The following is a 13,245-nucleotide window of genomic DNA, read 5'->3' as shown; positions in this document are numbered from 1 at the left end:
ATTGTAGGGCTGATCTCGATATCGTGCCGAAGCCCACAAAATCAATGGGTTCTTACAGCAAATTCAATGGTCGGCCCTGATGCCGCCACCAGCCTGCCTGAGCAGACCGCGTCGGCAGCTCCGGCAACAAAACCCTTACCGCGCAGCCTGGCCGCGAACCAATAAAAAAAGCCGCCTTCGCGAAAGCGTTGGCGGCTTTTGCAGCATTCCAGCCCGAAAGCCGGATTGCACACGAAGCGATTAACGCTTCGAGAATTGCTTCCGGCGACGTGCCTTGTGGAAGCCGACCTTCTTACGTTCGACTTCACGAGCGTCACGCGTAACGAAGCCAGCCTTCGACAGTTCCGGCTTCAGCGTTGCGTCATAGTCCATCAGCGCGCGGGTGATGCCGTGGCGAACCGCACCGGCTTGACCCGTTTCACCGCCACCGTTCACGTTGACTTTGATGTCGAACGTGACGCCGTGGTTCGTGAGTTCCAGCGGCTGACGCACGATCATCAGTGACGTTTCGCGCGAGAAGTAATCGGCGATAGGCTTGCCGTTTACAATGATCTCGCCCTTGCCAGCCTTGATGAAGACGCGTGCGACGGCGCTCTTGCGGCGGCCCGTGCCGTAATTCCAGTTACCGATCATGTGGGCTCCCCTTAGATCTCGAGCGCTTTCGGCTGTTGTGCCGAATGCGGATGCGTTGCTTCAGCGTAGACCTTCAGCTTCTTGATCATCGCGTAGCCGAGCGGGCCCTTCGGCAGCATGCCCTTGACCGCTTTCTCGAGCGCACGGCCCGGGAAGCGTTCTTGCATCTTGCCGAACGTCGTTTCATAAATACCGCCCGGGTAACCCGAGTGACGGTAGTACTTCTTGTCAGTAGCCTTGTTGCCCGTGACACGCAGCTTGCCGGCGTTGATAACGATGATGAAATCACCGGTGTCGACGTGCGGAGTGAATTCAGGCTTGTGCTTGCCGCGAAGACGGTGTGCCACTTCGCTGGCGACACGCCCGAGAACCTTATCCGTCGCGTCAATCACGTACCATTCACGCGTAACCTCATGGGCTTTTGCGGAAAACGTCTTCATGATCGATCCAAAAAAATTGCTGCGCCCAATGTATTTTTTCCTGCTTGTAGTGTGCGCATCGAGGCGCGTGCAGGCTCTCCCTGGTTCTTCCTCCGCGGGCGCGGATGCGGAAAAGCTCTGAATTATAAAGGAATTTGTCACGCGGAGTCAAAGCTTGCGGGGGTTTGGGCGAGAAATCGGGCGATCCGGCACCCGGATTTGGCCATTTGCCCTTCCCGCTCGCCCCGAATCTGGGGTTCGTGAGATCGAAGCCGTGGGCGAAAAAAAACCCGAACGAGCGGTTCGGGTTTAATCCACCAAAGGAGGAGGTGGAGGAGACAGCGGAGGTTGCAGAACTGCTGCAACCGATGGGATCGATTATATGAGGCGCCCTTGTGCGACGCAAGAACATTTGCATTGTGAAATTCGATTTTACAATGTGGCAGACGGGCTCACTGGCCAAAAAATTCTGAATTCCTTTTAAAATCAATGGCAAAAACCCTTTTAAGAGCTTGCATACACAGACATCATCTAGAGTAAAACCCCTAAACCCGTCAGGGCATTCCCGAATCACCGAAACATGCCGCACCGCAACACGCAAGCGGTCATCGGGCATAAGTTCCAGCGAAAGTCCCTTCGGGCGGACGCGCAAACACCGGGCTACAATGCGTTTTCGATATAAGCGAAGCGCGGTGGAGCACAGCATGGAATGCAAAGTTAGCTGGATGGGGCAAGACGGGATGGCATTTGCGGCCGAGACGGGCAGCGGTCATCTGGTCACGATGGATGGCGCGCCGGAAGGCGGCGGCCGCAATCTCGCTCCGCGTCCGATGGAAATGGTTCTGCTCGGCACGGGCGGCTGCACGGCGTACGACGTCGTGATGATCCTGAAGAAAAGCCGCCAGGAAATCGCCGGTTGCTCGGTGACGCTGAAGGCCGAACGCGCCAGCGAAGATCCGAAGGTGTTCACCAAGATTCACTTCCACTTCACCGTGACGGGCAAGAATCTGAACCCGGCTACCGTGGAGCGCGCGATCAATCTGTCGCACGACAAATACTGCTCGGCGTCGATCATGATCGCGAAGACTGCTGAACTCACGCACTCGTTCGATATCGTCGCGGGTTGAGCGCGGCGCGTCGGCTTCTGCGCGGATAGCCGCGCATTTAGCCTAGCCAGTGCGCACAAATAAAAATGCCGGCGTCCACACGGACGCCGGCATTTTTTGTTGGGTGGCAAAGCAAGCCGATAAGCCGGATTCTGTGCACGCGCCACGTCCGAAAACGCGATGCGCGTAGCAGTCATTCCTCTAGGCGCGCCATTACTGACGCGCTCAAGCTTCCTACCCGCAGACGTGACGGGGGCCCCGTCCTGCATCTCGAAGATGCTAGCCTGCCTACTTGGAATTGCTCCGGGTGGAGGTTACCGTGCCGGTCTGCCTTGCAGCAGCCGCGGTGCGCTCTTACCGCACCGTTTCACCCTTACCTGATCCCGGCTTGCGCCGGGCCATCGGCGGTTTGCTTTCTGTTGCCCTGTTCCGCGTGTCACCACGGATGGCCGTTAGCCATCACCCTGCCCTATGGAGTCCGGACTTTCCTCGCCCTCTTTGGCCGAAACCGCAGAGGCCGCGACTGCCTGGCCTGCTTTGCTGGGGCGCATTTTAACACTGCGGCGAATAGGGTGCGGCTTTAGCGCGAACGTCGTCCTGTACGAAAGACCGACGTGTCTTCGTAAAACTCGGGCGATTCGTTCTCGGCGCACCAGCCCGGAATCCCCAGCACCGGCAGCGGCGCAAACATGCGGCTCGTCAATGCCTCGGTGTTCAGGAGTGCCGTGCTGACAGCCTCGTCGAGCCAAGCGTCGCGCGCTGCGGCGTCCCATCCGAAGTACTCGGACGGCACGTCGACGATCCACGCGTGGCCCGTGCAGGCCTTGAACGGCGCGATCAGCTTTTCCAGCAACGCATGACCGAAGCAGCGCACTTCGCAGCGTGCGCCCCAGGCATCACGGTGAGCAACCATGAGCGTCTGCCAGTCGAACCCGCGCAATGCCGCGCTCAACGCGGGGTCGGCGCAGGCGAACAGCAGCGCGTTTTCGTCGAATAAGGTCAGCGTATCGCGCACGCCGCCGCGGGTCGGGCCGACGCCTAACACGTCGATCGCCGCCGACTGCCGCGCGTTCAGCGCCGCCTTGATCCGCGGAAAAGCAAACCACATCGACCCATTGAAGAAGTCATGCAGGTTGTGGCGCGTCGGCACGCAGCCGGTCGACGCGATGTGCGCCTCGTAAGCCGCGCCCGGCGGCAGATCTTCCTGCGCAATGAACGCGAGGCGCTGGCCGCGCCCCGTAACCTGCCGCATCTCACCGGCATCGGCATTCATTTCTGCAAGCAAGGCCGCGTAGCTCGTCAGCGCGCCCTGCTGCCAGCGCTCGCCGCGCGCCGCGAACTGCGCGAACCACGGTTTCGACCAGTCGATATCGGCGAAACCGAAGCCTACGCGCGCCGCTTCTTGCACCTGCATCTAATGCAACTTCAGACGAGGCGCCAGCCAATCGACTCACCGCCACGCAGCGGCACAACAGGCGTATCGCCGACCGGCAACTCGGCCGGCAGCGTCCATTCTTCGCGACGCAACGTGACTTTCTCTTCGCTGCGCGGCAGACCGTAGAAATCCGCGCCGAAGAAGCTGGCGAAGCCTTCGAGCTTGTCCAGTGCGCCGGCTTTGTCGAATGCTTCCGTATAGAGTTCGAGCGCATGCAACGCCGTGTAGCAACCCGCACAGCCGCACGCGTGCTCCTTCAAACCCTTCGGATGCGGCGCGCTATCCGTGCCGAGGAAGAAGCGCGGATTACCCGAGGTCGCCGCCTCCACCAGCGCCACGCGATGCGTCTCGCGCTTCAACACCGGCAGGCAGTAGTAATGCGGGCGAATGCCGCCCTGGAAGATCGCGTTGCGGTTGTACAGCAGATGGTGCGCGGTGATCGTCGCGCCCAGCAGCCCCGGCGCCACGCCGGCTTCGCGGATGTAGTCGACTGCATCTTTCGTGGTGATGTGCTCGAACACCACCTTCAGCGCCGGAAATGCGCGGCGCAGAGGCGTCATCACGCGGTCGACAAACACTTTCTCGCGATCGAACAGGTCGATCGACGAATCCGTCACTTCGCCGTGCACCAGCAGCGGCATGCCGGTTTCCTGCATCACTTCGAGCGTTTTGGCGCACTTCATGATGTCGGTGACGCCCGCGTCCGAATTGGTCGTGGCACCCGCCGGGTACAGCTTCACGCCGTGCACGAAGCCGCTTTCGCGCGCGCGGCGGATTTCGTCGGGCGGCGTGTTATCGGTCAGGTACAGCGTCATCAGCGGTTCGAACTTCGCCCCAGCCGGGATCGCGGCGACGATGCGCTCGCGGTACGCCTGCGCCATTGCGGTCGTGGTGACCGGCGGCTTCAGGTTAGGCATGATGATCGCGCGGCCGAACTGGCGCGCGGTATCCGGCAACACGGCAGCGAGCATCTCGCCGTCGCGAACGTGCAGGTGCCAGTCGTCCGGGCGGGCGAGCGTAACGGAGTTGATGGTGTCGACGGAATCGAGGGAGGCGTTGGAAGCGGTCATGGCGAGAGGGGAACGAGATTCGGCGGCAAAAAAAGCAAATCGGCGCGCTCGAAGCGGTACAAATCACAGCAATTCGCAGCGCTGGAGCCTAAACACACGTCAATTTTGCTATTTGGCGCTTCTGGCTCGGTGATATGCTTGGAAAATCATCATTGTAACGGCTCGCCCCGTTCACAGGCTTACCCGCAACATGTGCCAACTTCTCGGAATGAACTGCGCCGCGCCGACGGACGTCACGTTCTCGTTCACCGGCTTTGCGGCGCGCGGCGGCGTCACCGATCACCACGCGGACGGCTGGGGCATCGCCTTCTTCGAAGACAAAGCCTGCCGCCTGTTCATCGACCATCAATCGTCGGCGACCTCGCCGATCGCCGAGATGGTCAAGCGCTACCCGATCAAATCGAAGAACACGATCGCGCATATTCGCAAAGCGACGCAAGGGCACATCCTGCTTGAGAACTGCCACCCGTTCATGCGCGAATTGTGGGGGCGCCACTGGATCTTCGCGCATAACGGCGACCTGAAAGATTATTCGCCGGCGCTCAACGGCGTCTATCAACCCGTCGGCACAACCGATAGCGAACTCGCCTTCTGCGCGTTGCTGCAAGGTTTGCGCAAGGCTTTTCCGGGCTGCCAACCGCCGCTGGAAGAACTGTTCGCAGCGCTCGAAACGCTCACGCGCGAGATCACGCAATTTGGCGTGTTCAATTTCCTGATGTCGAACGGCCAGGCGCTGTTCGCGCATTGCTCGACGCATCTGCATTACATCGTGCGGCGCTGGCCGTTCTCGACCGCGCATCTGGTCGATGCCGACGTGTCGATCGATTTCGCCAAATACACGACTCCGGAAGACCGCGTCGCCGTGATCGCGACCAAGCCGCTCACCGATAACGAAGTGTGGACCGCCTTCAAACCGGGCGATCTACTGATGTTCCAGCACGGCGAAGTGATCGGCCGGGTCAATGTGCCGGTGCCGGCTTCGGTGCTGGAGAAGCTGCGCAATCCGGCGTTGGATGCATCGGCTTCGGCAACTACGATTGCGGCTTCGGTTGAGGCGGTTGCCACAGCCGCCGATGTCGACCTCGAAGCCGCGGACGACACGGCTGCTTTCGAGTCCTGATACGAAAAAGCCGCCCGGTTCGCGCCGGGCGGCTTTTTTCTGCCTAGGCCACGCCAACCAACCAGCGCGGCCCAAGAACACCCTCAGTGCAGGATCTTCGCCAGAAAATCCTTCGCACGATCCGACTTCGGATTCGCGAAGAAGTCTTCCTTCTTGTCGTCTTCCACGATCAAGCCCTTGTCCATAAAGATCACGCGGTGTGCGACCTTCTTGGCAAAGCCCATTTCGTGCGTGACGCACATCATCGTCATGCCTTCTTGTGCCAGTTCGACCATCACGTCGAGCACTTCGTTGATCATTTCCGGATCGAGTGCCGAAGTCGGCTCGTCGAACAGCATGGCGATCGGGTCCATCGACAGCGCGCGCGCAATCGCCACGCGCTGCTGCTGACCGCCCGACAATTGCCCCGGAAACTTATCCGCATGCGCACGCAGGCCGACTCGATCGAGCAGCTTGTAGCCCTTGGTCGTGGCTTCGTCCTTCGAGCGGCCGAGCACCTTGACCTGTGCGAGCGTCAGGTTCTGCACGATCGACAGATGCGGGAACAGCTCGAAGTGCTGGAACACCATGCCGACCTTCGCACGCAGCTTCGACAGATTGGTTTTCTTGTCGGTCAGCGATTGGCCGTTGATGACGATCTCGCCCTTCTGGAACGGCTCGAGGCCGTTGACGGTTTTGATCAGCGTGGACTTGCCCGAGCCCGACGGCCCGCACACCACCACCACTTCACCTTTTTTGACTTCCGTCGTGCAGTCGGTCAGCACTTGAAACTGGCCGTACCACTTCGAAACATTCTTGATAGAGATCATCTTGCGACCTTTTTCTGAAGACCTTTGACGAGGCTCGACGCGATCACGCAGATCACGAAATAACACGCGCCCGCGAACAGTACCATTTCGACATTCGTGCCGTCACGGTCGCCAATATTCGTGGCGGTGCGGAAGAAGTCGGCGAGGCTGATCACGTAGACGAGCGACGTATCCTGAAACAGCACGATACCTTGGGTGAGCAGCAGCGGCACCATCGCGCGGAACGCCTGCGGCAGCACGATGAGGCGCATCGCCTGCGGGTAGCTCATGCCGAGCGCAAACGCGGCATTGACCTGCCCACGCGGCACCGCCTGAATGCCAGCGCGGATGATCTCCGAATAGTACGCCGCCTCGAACAGTGAGAAAGCGACCATCGCCGAAGCCAGCCGGATGTCGATATCCGGCGACAAACCCAGCACGTTCTGCAGCACCTGCGGCACGATCAGGAAGAACCACAGCAGCACCATCACCAGCGGGATCGAACGGAACACCGTCACGTAGGCCTTGGCGAACCATTCGAACGGCTTGATCGGCGAAAGCCGCATGATCGCGAGAAGAGTGCCCCAGACAATGCCGATCACAATCGCAATCAGCGTGATCTTGATGGTGACGATAGCGCCGATCCACAGCGTAGGCAGTGCGCCCGGAATACCGCTCCAGTCGAAATGATGCATCACTTACCTCCGATATAGCCGGGCAACCGGGTCTTGGCTTCGACCCAGCGCATCAGTTGCATCACGACCAGATTGATCAGCACATAGGCTAGCGTGACCGCGATGAACGACTCATACGTCTGCGACGTGTAGTCGACCAGTTGGCGCGCCTGGGCTGACAGATCCAGCAGACCGATGGTCGACGCAACCGCCGAGTTCTTGAAGATGTTCAGAAACTCGGACGTGAGCGGCGGCACGATGATCCGGTACGCAACCGGCAACAGCACGTAGCGATACGTCTGCCATTGCGTAAAACCCATTGCCAGACCCGCGGCACGCTGGCCGCGCGGCAATGCGTTGATACCCGAGCGCACCTGCTCGCACACGCGCGCGGCGGTAAAGAGCCCGAGGCACAAAATAGACGATGAGAAGAACTGCGCGCTCGGCGGCAGTTGTTTGTACCAGTTCCCCATCGACACGGGCAGCAACTCCGGTATCACCAGATACCAGATAAAGAACTGCACGATCAGCGGGATGTTGCGGAAGATCGCGACATAGAGCGTGCCGATACCCGATGCCCATTTGTTCGGCACCGTGCGCAGCACACCGAACAACGAACCGACAATCAGCGCGATCACCCATGCCGACAGCGACACGGTGATCGTCACCCAGAAGCCGGACAGCAGCCAGCCCAGATAGGTGGTCGGCTCGCCGGTGGAGACCGGACTCAGCAGAATGCCCCAGTTCCAGTGATATGACATGACCAAGACTCCAGCAAAAAGAAACGGAAGAAGCGCGTGGCCCCTTCCGTTTCGTTCAGCGTTTCAAAAAAACAGCTAAGGTTTAATCGATTGCCTTGTCATTCGGGCTCTTGTAGAGCGCCTTGATGTCGTCGCTTTCCGGGAAGGCCAGGTTCAGGCCCTTCGGCGGAATCGGCGATTCGAACCACTTCTTGTAGATCTGGTCGGCTTCGCCCGAGGTTTCGACCTTCGCGATCGCGTCGTCGACGACCTTCTTGAATTCCGGATCGTTCTTGCGAATCATGCAGCCGTACGCTTCATGCGATTGCGGCGTGCCAACGATCACGAAATCGCCCGGGTTGTTCGACTTGGCGCGTTCGCCTGCCAGCAGCGCGTCGTCCATCATGAACGCGGCAGCACGGCCGGTGGAGAGCGTCAGGAACGACTCGCCGTGGTCCTTCGCGCTGATGATGTTCATGCCCATGCTCTTGTCCTGATTCATCTTGCGAAGCAGGCGCTCAGAGGTGGTGCCGGCGGTCGTGACGACCGTCTTGCCCTTCAGGTCAGCGAAGTCCTTGATGCCGGAGTCTTTCTTGGTCATCAGGCGCGTGCCGATCACGAAGATCGTGTTCGAGAACGCAGCCTGTTGCTGGCGCTCGGTGTTATTCGTGGTGGAGCCGCATTCCATGTCGACGGTGCCGTTTTGCACCAGCGGAATACGGTTCTGCGACGTGACCGGGGTGAGCTTGACCTTCAGGTTAGGCATATTCAGCTTTGCCTTGACCGCATCCACCACCTTCAGCGCGAATTCCTGCGAGTAGCCGATGACATTCTGCTTGTCGTCGTAATACGAAAACGGGATCGACGATTCGCGGTGACCCAGCGAAATGACGCCCGTGTCCTTGATCTTTTTCAGCGTACCAGCGTCTTGCGCATGCGCGCCAACCGTAAACAGTCCGAGAGTCGCGAGCAGCAGCGCAGCTTTTTTAACCTTCATTTGTGATCTCCTTGGCAAGAACCGGCGCCAGTTTAGCAAAGTAATTATTCTGAAAGTATGGCTATAAACCATGTTTGTTGCGCACGCGCGCCGCGGCGGGATTACAGCAGCTTAACCCGTCAATTCAAACGCGGCGGACACGCAAAGGCGGGCGGCATCGATAGGATGCCGCCCGCCGGGTGAAACACGCGGTCTTGTGGACCACGTCAAAGCAAGGATTCGCAGCGGCCCGCGAGGTGGCGGGCCGCCGTGTCATGCCAGTCGATCAGGGATACAGGCCGCGCAATTCGCGCGCTTCCAGTATCCGCTTACACGCGACGATAAACGCCGCGGTCCGCACGGAGACCTTCTGTTCGCTCGACACTTGCCACACTGCGGCAAATGCTTCGCGCATCACGCGCTCGAGACGCTGGTTGATCTCGTCTTCCGTCCAGAAGAAGCTCGAGAAGTCCTGCACCCACTCGAAGTACGACACCGTCACGCCACCGGCGTTGGCCACCACGTCCGGAATCACGAGAATGCCACGGTCGTGCAAAATGTCGTCCGCTGCCGTGGTGGTCGGGCCGTTGGCGCCTTCCACGACGATCTTCGTCTTGATCTTGCCGGCGTTCTTTTCGGTGATCTGGTTTTCCAGCGCGGCCGGAATCAGGATGTCCGATTCGACCGTCCAGAATTCTTCGTTCGTGACTGCATCGGCTTCCGGGAAACCGCCCACGCCGCCGTTCTTCGCCACGTAATCCGCCAGCGCAACAGCATCGATACCAGTCGACTTGTACAGCGAGCCGGTGTGATCCTGCACTGCGACCAGCTTCGAGCCCGCTTCCTGGAACAGACGTGCGGCGATACCGCCCACGTTACCGAAACCCTGAACGGCAATCCGCGCGCCTTCGATGTCGACACCGATACGGCGTGCAGCTTCGGAAGCCACCACGAACACGCCACGGCCCGTCGCTTCACGGCGGCCCAGCGAACCACCCAGCGCGATCGGCTTGCCCGTCACGACGCCCGTAGCCGTTTGGCCCTGGTTCATCGAGTACGTGTCCATCATCCACGCCATGATCTGCTCGTTCGTGTTCACGTCCGGCGCGGGGATGTCGGTATTCGGTCCGATGATGATGCCGATTTCACTCGTGTAGCGGCGCGTCACGCGCTCCAGCTCGCCACGCGACAGCGTACGCGGATCGACACGGATACCACCCTTCGCACCGCCGTACGGCACGTTCACAGCAGCATTCTTCACCGACATCCACGCCGACAGCGCCATCACTTCCGAAAGCGTCACGTCCTGGTGATATCGCACACCGCCCTTACCCGGACCGCGCGACACGTTGTGCTGCACGCGATAGCCTTCGAAGTGCGCGACCGTGCCGTTATCGAGTTCGATAGGCACATCGACGATCAGAATGCGCTTCGGGCGCTTCAGGGTTTCGAGCCAGCGGGACAGCGAGCCGAGGTACGGCGCGACGCGGTCGACCTGACGCAGGTAGTTGCCCCACGGGCCGAGGTCGTCTTTATTCAGGTAGGAAGGAACAGACTGCAACGTTGACGCGGATTGTGCTGCTTGTTGCTGGGATGACATGAACGCTCCGGCGTTGATCGAGTGACAGCATTGTCGAAAAACGCCGTTTTGAAATCCAATGCCGTTTCATTATCCGATTATGTTTTTTTTGCATAACCGTTAAGAAGCTGCAAATTCGCGTCGTGGGGACGCAGGTTTTCAGGCAGCGCCTGCGCCTTGCGCCAACTCCTCCGATACCACGTCCCACAACTGCCGCACGAGTATCTGCCGCGCGTCGTCGCCTTTCGCGGCCAGCTTGTCGCGATAGAGGCGAATCTCCATGGTCAGCGTGAGCTGCCCCTCGGGTGTGCCACGCGTTGCGCGATCGAGGCGGATCAGCTTGCCGTCCGCAATCGCGTCTTCCACCGCGCTGTGCGGCAGGAAGGCGATGCCGTGGCCGGCCAGCGCCATGGCCTTGAGCCCCTCGGCCATGTCGGTTTCGTACAACCGGTCGAGATACAGACGCTCCGGCGCGTTGGCGAGGATCACCTCGGTCATGCGGCCCAGGTACGCGTTCGGCGTGTAGGACAGATAGGGCGTGGGCGCCTCGGGGGTGCCCGGCAACGTATGACGCGCCCGGCCGGCGCGGCCCGGCGCGGAGAACGGGCTGATCGGCTCGTTGCCGAGCGTGAGCATGTCGTAGCGCGCCGGATCGAGCGCGATTGGATGGCTCGGATGGTGATAGGCCATCATCAGATCGCAGCCGCCTTCCACCAGCGCCAGAGCCGCGTCGTGCACGTTCAACGCCCGCAGCCGGGTATGGATCGGACCCATTTGCGCTTCGATGCGCTGCAGCCAGCGCGGGAAGTACGTGAGCGACAGCGTGTGCGGTACCGCGAACTCGATGGTGGCCTGCGGCGTCGCCGTGTGCCCGCGCAGCAAGGCACGCGCCTCGTGGAACTGCGACAGCATCGCGAGCGCCTGCTCGTAGAACACCTGGCCTGCTGCCGTCAGCCGCGTCGGGTAAACCGAACGATCGATCAGTTCCGTGCCCAGCCACGCTTCCAGCGCCTGAATCCGCCGCGAAAATGCTGGCTGCGTGACGTGACGAGATTCGGCCGAGCGGCTGAAACTACGCGTTTCCGCCAGCGAAACGAAGTCTTCGAGCCATTTCAGTTCCATGCGGGGCCTGCTACCAGCGGGAGGGAGGAAGTCAGCATTCTAGCGGCGCGGGGTGGTGCCGCCGGGTTGAGTGGTAAAATTCGCGGTTCCCTCCGTTCCCGATCCGCTCGCTGAGCGCTCGCTTTGACTCCGGCCCCCATCATGTCCGACACCCGCCCCGACACCCTGTTCGCGCTGAACGCGCTCTCCCCGCTCGACGGCCGTTACGCCTCGAAGACCGAAGCCCTGCGCGACTGGCTTTCGGAAGCCGCTTTCATGCGCAATCGCGTGACGGTTGAAATTCACTGGCTGATCGCGCTCTCGCACGCCGGTTTCGCCGAAGTGCCGCGCTTTTCCGAAGCCGCCGAACAATTCCTGCTGCAACTGGCCGAGCGCTTCACCGCGCACGACGCCGCGCGCATCAAGGATATCGAACGTGTGACGAATCACGACGTGAAAGCGGTCGAGTACTGGCTGAAGGAATCGGTCAAGGGTCAGGAAGAACTGGAACGCGCGAGCGAGTTCATTCACTTCGCGTGCACCTCAGAAGACATCAACAACACCTCGCACGGCCTGATGCTCGCCGGCGCACGTGAACACGTGATTCTGCCGGCACTGCGCTCGGTGCATCAGCGCCTCGTTGCGCTGGCTCACGCGCAAGCCGAACAGCCGATGCTGTCGCGCACGCACGGCCAGCCGGCCAGCCCGACCACGCTCGGCAAGGAAATCGCCAACGTCGCCGCACGTCTGGAACGCGCGATCGATCGTATCGCCAAGGTCGAACTGCTGGGCAAGATGAACGGCGCGGTCGGCAACTTCAATGCGCACCTGTCCGCATATCCGGAATTCGACTGGGAAGCGTTCTCGCGCGAAGTCGTCGAACAGCGCCTGAAGCTCACGTTCAATCCGTACACGATCCAGATCGAACCGCACGACTACATGGCCGAACTGTTCGACGCCGTATCGCGCGCCAATACGATCCTGCTGGATCTGGACCGCGACGTGTGGGGCTACATCTCGGTCGGCTACTTCAAGCAACGCACGAAGGCCGGCGAAATCGGATCGTCGACGATGCCGCACAAGGTCAATCCGATCGACTTCGAGAACTCGGAAGGTAATCTGGGTCTCGCCAACGCCACCCTGCGCCACCTCGCCGACAAGCTGCCGATTTCGCGCTGGCAGCGTGACCTGACCGACTCGACGGTGCTGCGCAACATGGGCGTTGCGTTCGGCTACTCGCTGCTCGCATACGACTCGCTGATTCGCGGTCTGGACAAGCTCGAAGTGAATGCACAGCGTCTGAACGAAGACCTCGACAACTGCTGGGAAGTGCTGGCCGAACCGGTGCAAACGGTGATGCGCCGTTACGGCATCGAAAACCCGTATGAGCAGTTGAAGGAACTGACGCGCGGCAAGGGCATCACGCGTGAAGCGCTGCAAACGTTCGTGACCGGTCTCGCGATTCCGCAAGATGCGAAGGACCGTTTGCTTGCCATGACGCCGGGTTCGTATATCGGCAAGGCAGTCGAACTGGCGAAGCGGATCGCTTAAGGCCGAGTCATTACCTCGCAGCTTCGACCATAAAAAAGGCGCTCACAAACGTG

At 60.5% G+C, this 13,245-nt stretch carries 14 protein-coding genes and 1 other RNA gene; 3 read left to right on the top strand and 12 right to left on the bottom strand.

The genetic code is table 11. From position 1 onward, the window contains the following. Positions 1 to 240: 240 nt before the first annotated feature. From rpsI to M0D67_RS03485, 3 genes are read right to left on the bottom strand one after another with little or no spacing between them, the layout of a single operon-like run. Positions 241 to 633: a 30S ribosomal protein S9 gene (rpsI, locus tag M0D67_RS03495; RefSeq protein WP_007180423.1), complete on the bottom strand. Its 393-nt coding sequence runs from the start codon at positions 631 to 633 to the stop codon at positions 241 to 243. A gap of 11 nt (positions 634 to 644) precedes the next feature. Then, on the bottom strand, positions 645 to 1,073 hold the full coding sequence (gene rplM, locus M0D67_RS03490; protein ID WP_007180422.1) for a 50S ribosomal protein L13: 429 nt from the start codon (positions 1,071 to 1,073) through the stop codon (positions 645 to 647). Continuing rightward, positions 1,045 to 1,668: a hypothetical protein gene (locus tag M0D67_RS03485; protein ID WP_154558078.1), complete on the bottom strand. Its 624-nt coding sequence runs from the start codon at positions 1,666 to 1,668 to the stop codon at positions 1,045 to 1,047. The genes rplM and M0D67_RS03485 overlap by 29 nt, the downstream gene beginning before the upstream one ends. Before the next feature lie 88 nt (positions 1,669 to 1,756). On the opposite strand from M0D67_RS03485, the gene M0D67_RS03480 reads away from it, so the two are divergent. Continuing rightward, positions 1,757 to 2,179 (top strand): OsmC family protein, encoded by a 423-nt coding sequence (locus tag M0D67_RS03480; RefSeq protein ID WP_063497318.1) that lies wholly within the window; start codon positions 1,757 to 1,759, stop codon positions 2,177 to 2,179. Between the two features lie 104 nt (positions 2,180 to 2,283). Here the strand turns inward: M0D67_RS03480 and rnpB are convergent. The 3 genes from rnpB to pyrC form a co-directional block, all read right to left on the bottom strand. Continuing rightward, positions 2,284 to 2,697, bottom strand: an RNA gene (rnpB, locus tag M0D67_RS03475) — RNase P RNA component class A. A gap of 41 nt (positions 2,698 to 2,738) precedes the next feature. Then, entirely contained in the window at positions 2,739 to 3,572 is an 834-nt protein-coding gene (locus tag M0D67_RS03470) for a DUF3025 domain-containing protein (RefSeq protein WP_154558079.1), read from the bottom strand. A gap of 11 nt (positions 3,573 to 3,583) precedes the next feature. Beyond that, the gene (gene pyrC, locus M0D67_RS03465; RefSeq protein WP_266237347.1) at positions 3,584 to 4,663 is read right to left on the bottom strand and encodes a dihydroorotase; all 1,080 of its coding nucleotides are present in this window, start codon (positions 4,661 to 4,663) and stop codon (positions 3,584 to 3,586) included. Between the two features lie 190 nt (positions 4,664 to 4,853). On the opposite strand from pyrC, the gene M0D67_RS03460 reads away from it, so the two are divergent. Beyond that, a complete protein-coding gene (locus tag M0D67_RS03460; RefSeq protein WP_154558081.1) occupies positions 4,854 to 5,783 on the top strand; it encodes a class II glutamine amidotransferase in 930 nt (309 codons plus the stop codon). A gap of 83 nt (positions 5,784 to 5,866) precedes the next feature. Here the strand turns inward: M0D67_RS03460 and M0D67_RS03455 are convergent, their stop codons facing one another. The 6 genes from M0D67_RS03455 to M0D67_RS03430 all read right to left on the bottom strand — a co-directional run bounded on the left by M0D67_RS03455 (position 5,867) and on the right by M0D67_RS03430 (position 11,662). Then, positions 5,867 to 6,592: an amino acid ABC transporter ATP-binding protein gene (locus M0D67_RS03455; protein ID WP_054034498.1), complete on the bottom strand. Its 726-nt coding sequence runs from the start codon at positions 6,590 to 6,592 to the stop codon at positions 5,867 to 5,869. Next, entirely contained in the window at positions 6,589 to 7,266 is a 678-nt protein-coding gene (gene gltK, locus M0D67_RS03450; RefSeq protein WP_154558082.1) for a glutamate/aspartate ABC transporter permease GltK, read from the bottom strand. The genes M0D67_RS03455 and gltK overlap by 4 nt, the downstream gene beginning before the upstream one ends. Then, the gene (locus M0D67_RS03445; RefSeq protein WP_154558083.1) at positions 7,266 to 8,006 is read right to left on the bottom strand and encodes an amino acid ABC transporter permease; all 741 of its coding nucleotides are present in this window, start codon (positions 8,004 to 8,006) and stop codon (positions 7,266 to 7,268) included. The genes gltK and M0D67_RS03445 overlap by 1 nt, the downstream gene beginning before the upstream one ends. 82 nt (positions 8,007 to 8,088) lie before the next feature. Further along, entirely contained in the window at positions 8,089 to 8,982 is an 894-nt protein-coding gene (locus M0D67_RS03440; protein WP_154558084.1) for a glutamate/aspartate ABC transporter substrate-binding protein, read from the bottom strand. A 265-nt stretch (positions 8,983 to 9,247) separates the two neighbouring features. Beyond that, a complete protein-coding gene (locus M0D67_RS03435) occupies positions 9,248 to 10,561 on the bottom strand; it encodes a Glu/Leu/Phe/Val dehydrogenase (protein ID WP_054034502.1) in 1,314 nt (437 codons plus the stop codon). A 138-nt stretch (positions 10,562 to 10,699) separates the two neighbouring features. Then, complete coding sequence (locus M0D67_RS03430; RefSeq protein WP_154558085.1) at positions 10,700 to 11,662, bottom strand: LysR family transcriptional regulator; 963 nt, start codon at positions 11,660 to 11,662, stop codon at positions 10,700 to 10,702. A gap of 141 nt (positions 11,663 to 11,803) precedes the next feature. Here M0D67_RS03430 and purB point away from each other — a divergent pair, with 141 nt between their 5' ends. Further along, a complete protein-coding gene (purB, locus tag M0D67_RS03425; protein WP_054034504.1) occupies positions 11,804 to 13,192 on the top strand; it encodes an adenylosuccinate lyase in 1,389 nt (462 codons plus the stop codon). Positions 13,193 to 13,245 lie beyond the last annotated feature (53 nt).

This window comes from Paraburkholderia sp. SECH4 (assembly GCF_030511745.1).
GTDB classification, from domain to species: Bacteria; Pseudomonadota; Gammaproteobacteria; order Burkholderiales; family Burkholderiaceae; genus Paraburkholderia; species Paraburkholderia madseniana.
This window is presented reverse-complemented; position numbering and strand designations above follow the sequence as displayed.

What these genes read in the sequence shown, in the direction of transcription:
- M0D67_RS03460 (WP_154558081.1), top strand. Translation starts at nt 4,854, where the DNA reads ATGTGCCAACTTCTCGGAATGAACTGCGCCGCGCCGACGGACGTCACG.
- M0D67_RS03440 (WP_154558084.1), bottom strand. Translation starts at nt 8,982, where the DNA reads ATGAAGGTTAAAAAAGCTGCGCTGCTGCTCGCGACTCTCGGACTGTTT.
- rplM (WP_007180422.1), bottom strand. Translation starts at nt 1,073, where the DNA reads ATGAAGACGTTTTCCGCAAAAGCCCATGAGGTTACGCGTGAATGGTAC.
- M0D67_RS03485 (WP_154558078.1), bottom strand. Translation starts at nt 1,668, where the DNA reads ATGCCCGATGACCGCTTGCGTGTTGCGGTGCGGCATGTTTCGGTGATT.
- M0D67_RS03445 (WP_154558083.1), bottom strand. Translation starts at nt 8,006, where the DNA reads ATGTCATATCACTGGAACTGGGGCATTCTGCTGAGTCCGGTCTCCACC.
- M0D67_RS03480 (WP_063497318.1), top strand. Translation starts at nt 1,757, where the DNA reads ATGGAATGCAAAGTTAGCTGGATGGGGCAAGACGGGATGGCATTTGCG.
- rpsI (WP_007180423.1), bottom strand. Translation starts at nt 633, where the DNA reads ATGATCGGTAACTGGAATTACGGCACGGGCCGCCGCAAGAGCGCCGTC.
- M0D67_RS03435 (WP_054034502.1), bottom strand. Translation starts at nt 10,561, where the DNA reads ATGTCATCCCAGCAACAAGCAGCACAATCCGCGTCAACGTTGCAGTCT.
- gltK (WP_154558082.1), bottom strand. Translation starts at nt 7,266, where the DNA reads ATGCATCATTTCGACTGGAGCGGTATTCCGGGCGCACTGCCTACGCTG.
- M0D67_RS03470 (WP_154558079.1), bottom strand. Translation starts at nt 3,572, where the DNA reads ATGCAGGTGCAAGAAGCGGCGCGCGTAGGCTTCGGTTTCGCCGATATC.
- pyrC (WP_266237347.1), bottom strand. Translation starts at nt 4,663, where the DNA reads ATGACCGCTTCCAACGCCTCCCTCGATTCCGTCGACACCATCAACTCC.
- purB (WP_054034504.1), top strand. Translation starts at nt 11,804, where the DNA reads ATGTCCGACACCCGCCCCGACACCCTGTTCGCGCTGAACGCGCTCTCC.
- M0D67_RS03430 (WP_154558085.1), bottom strand. Translation starts at nt 11,662, where the DNA reads ATGGAACTGAAATGGCTCGAAGACTTCGTTTCGCTGGCGGAAACGCGT.
- M0D67_RS03455 (WP_054034498.1), bottom strand. Translation starts at nt 6,592, where the DNA reads ATGATCTCTATCAAGAATGTTTCGAAGTGGTACGGCCAGTTTCAAGTG.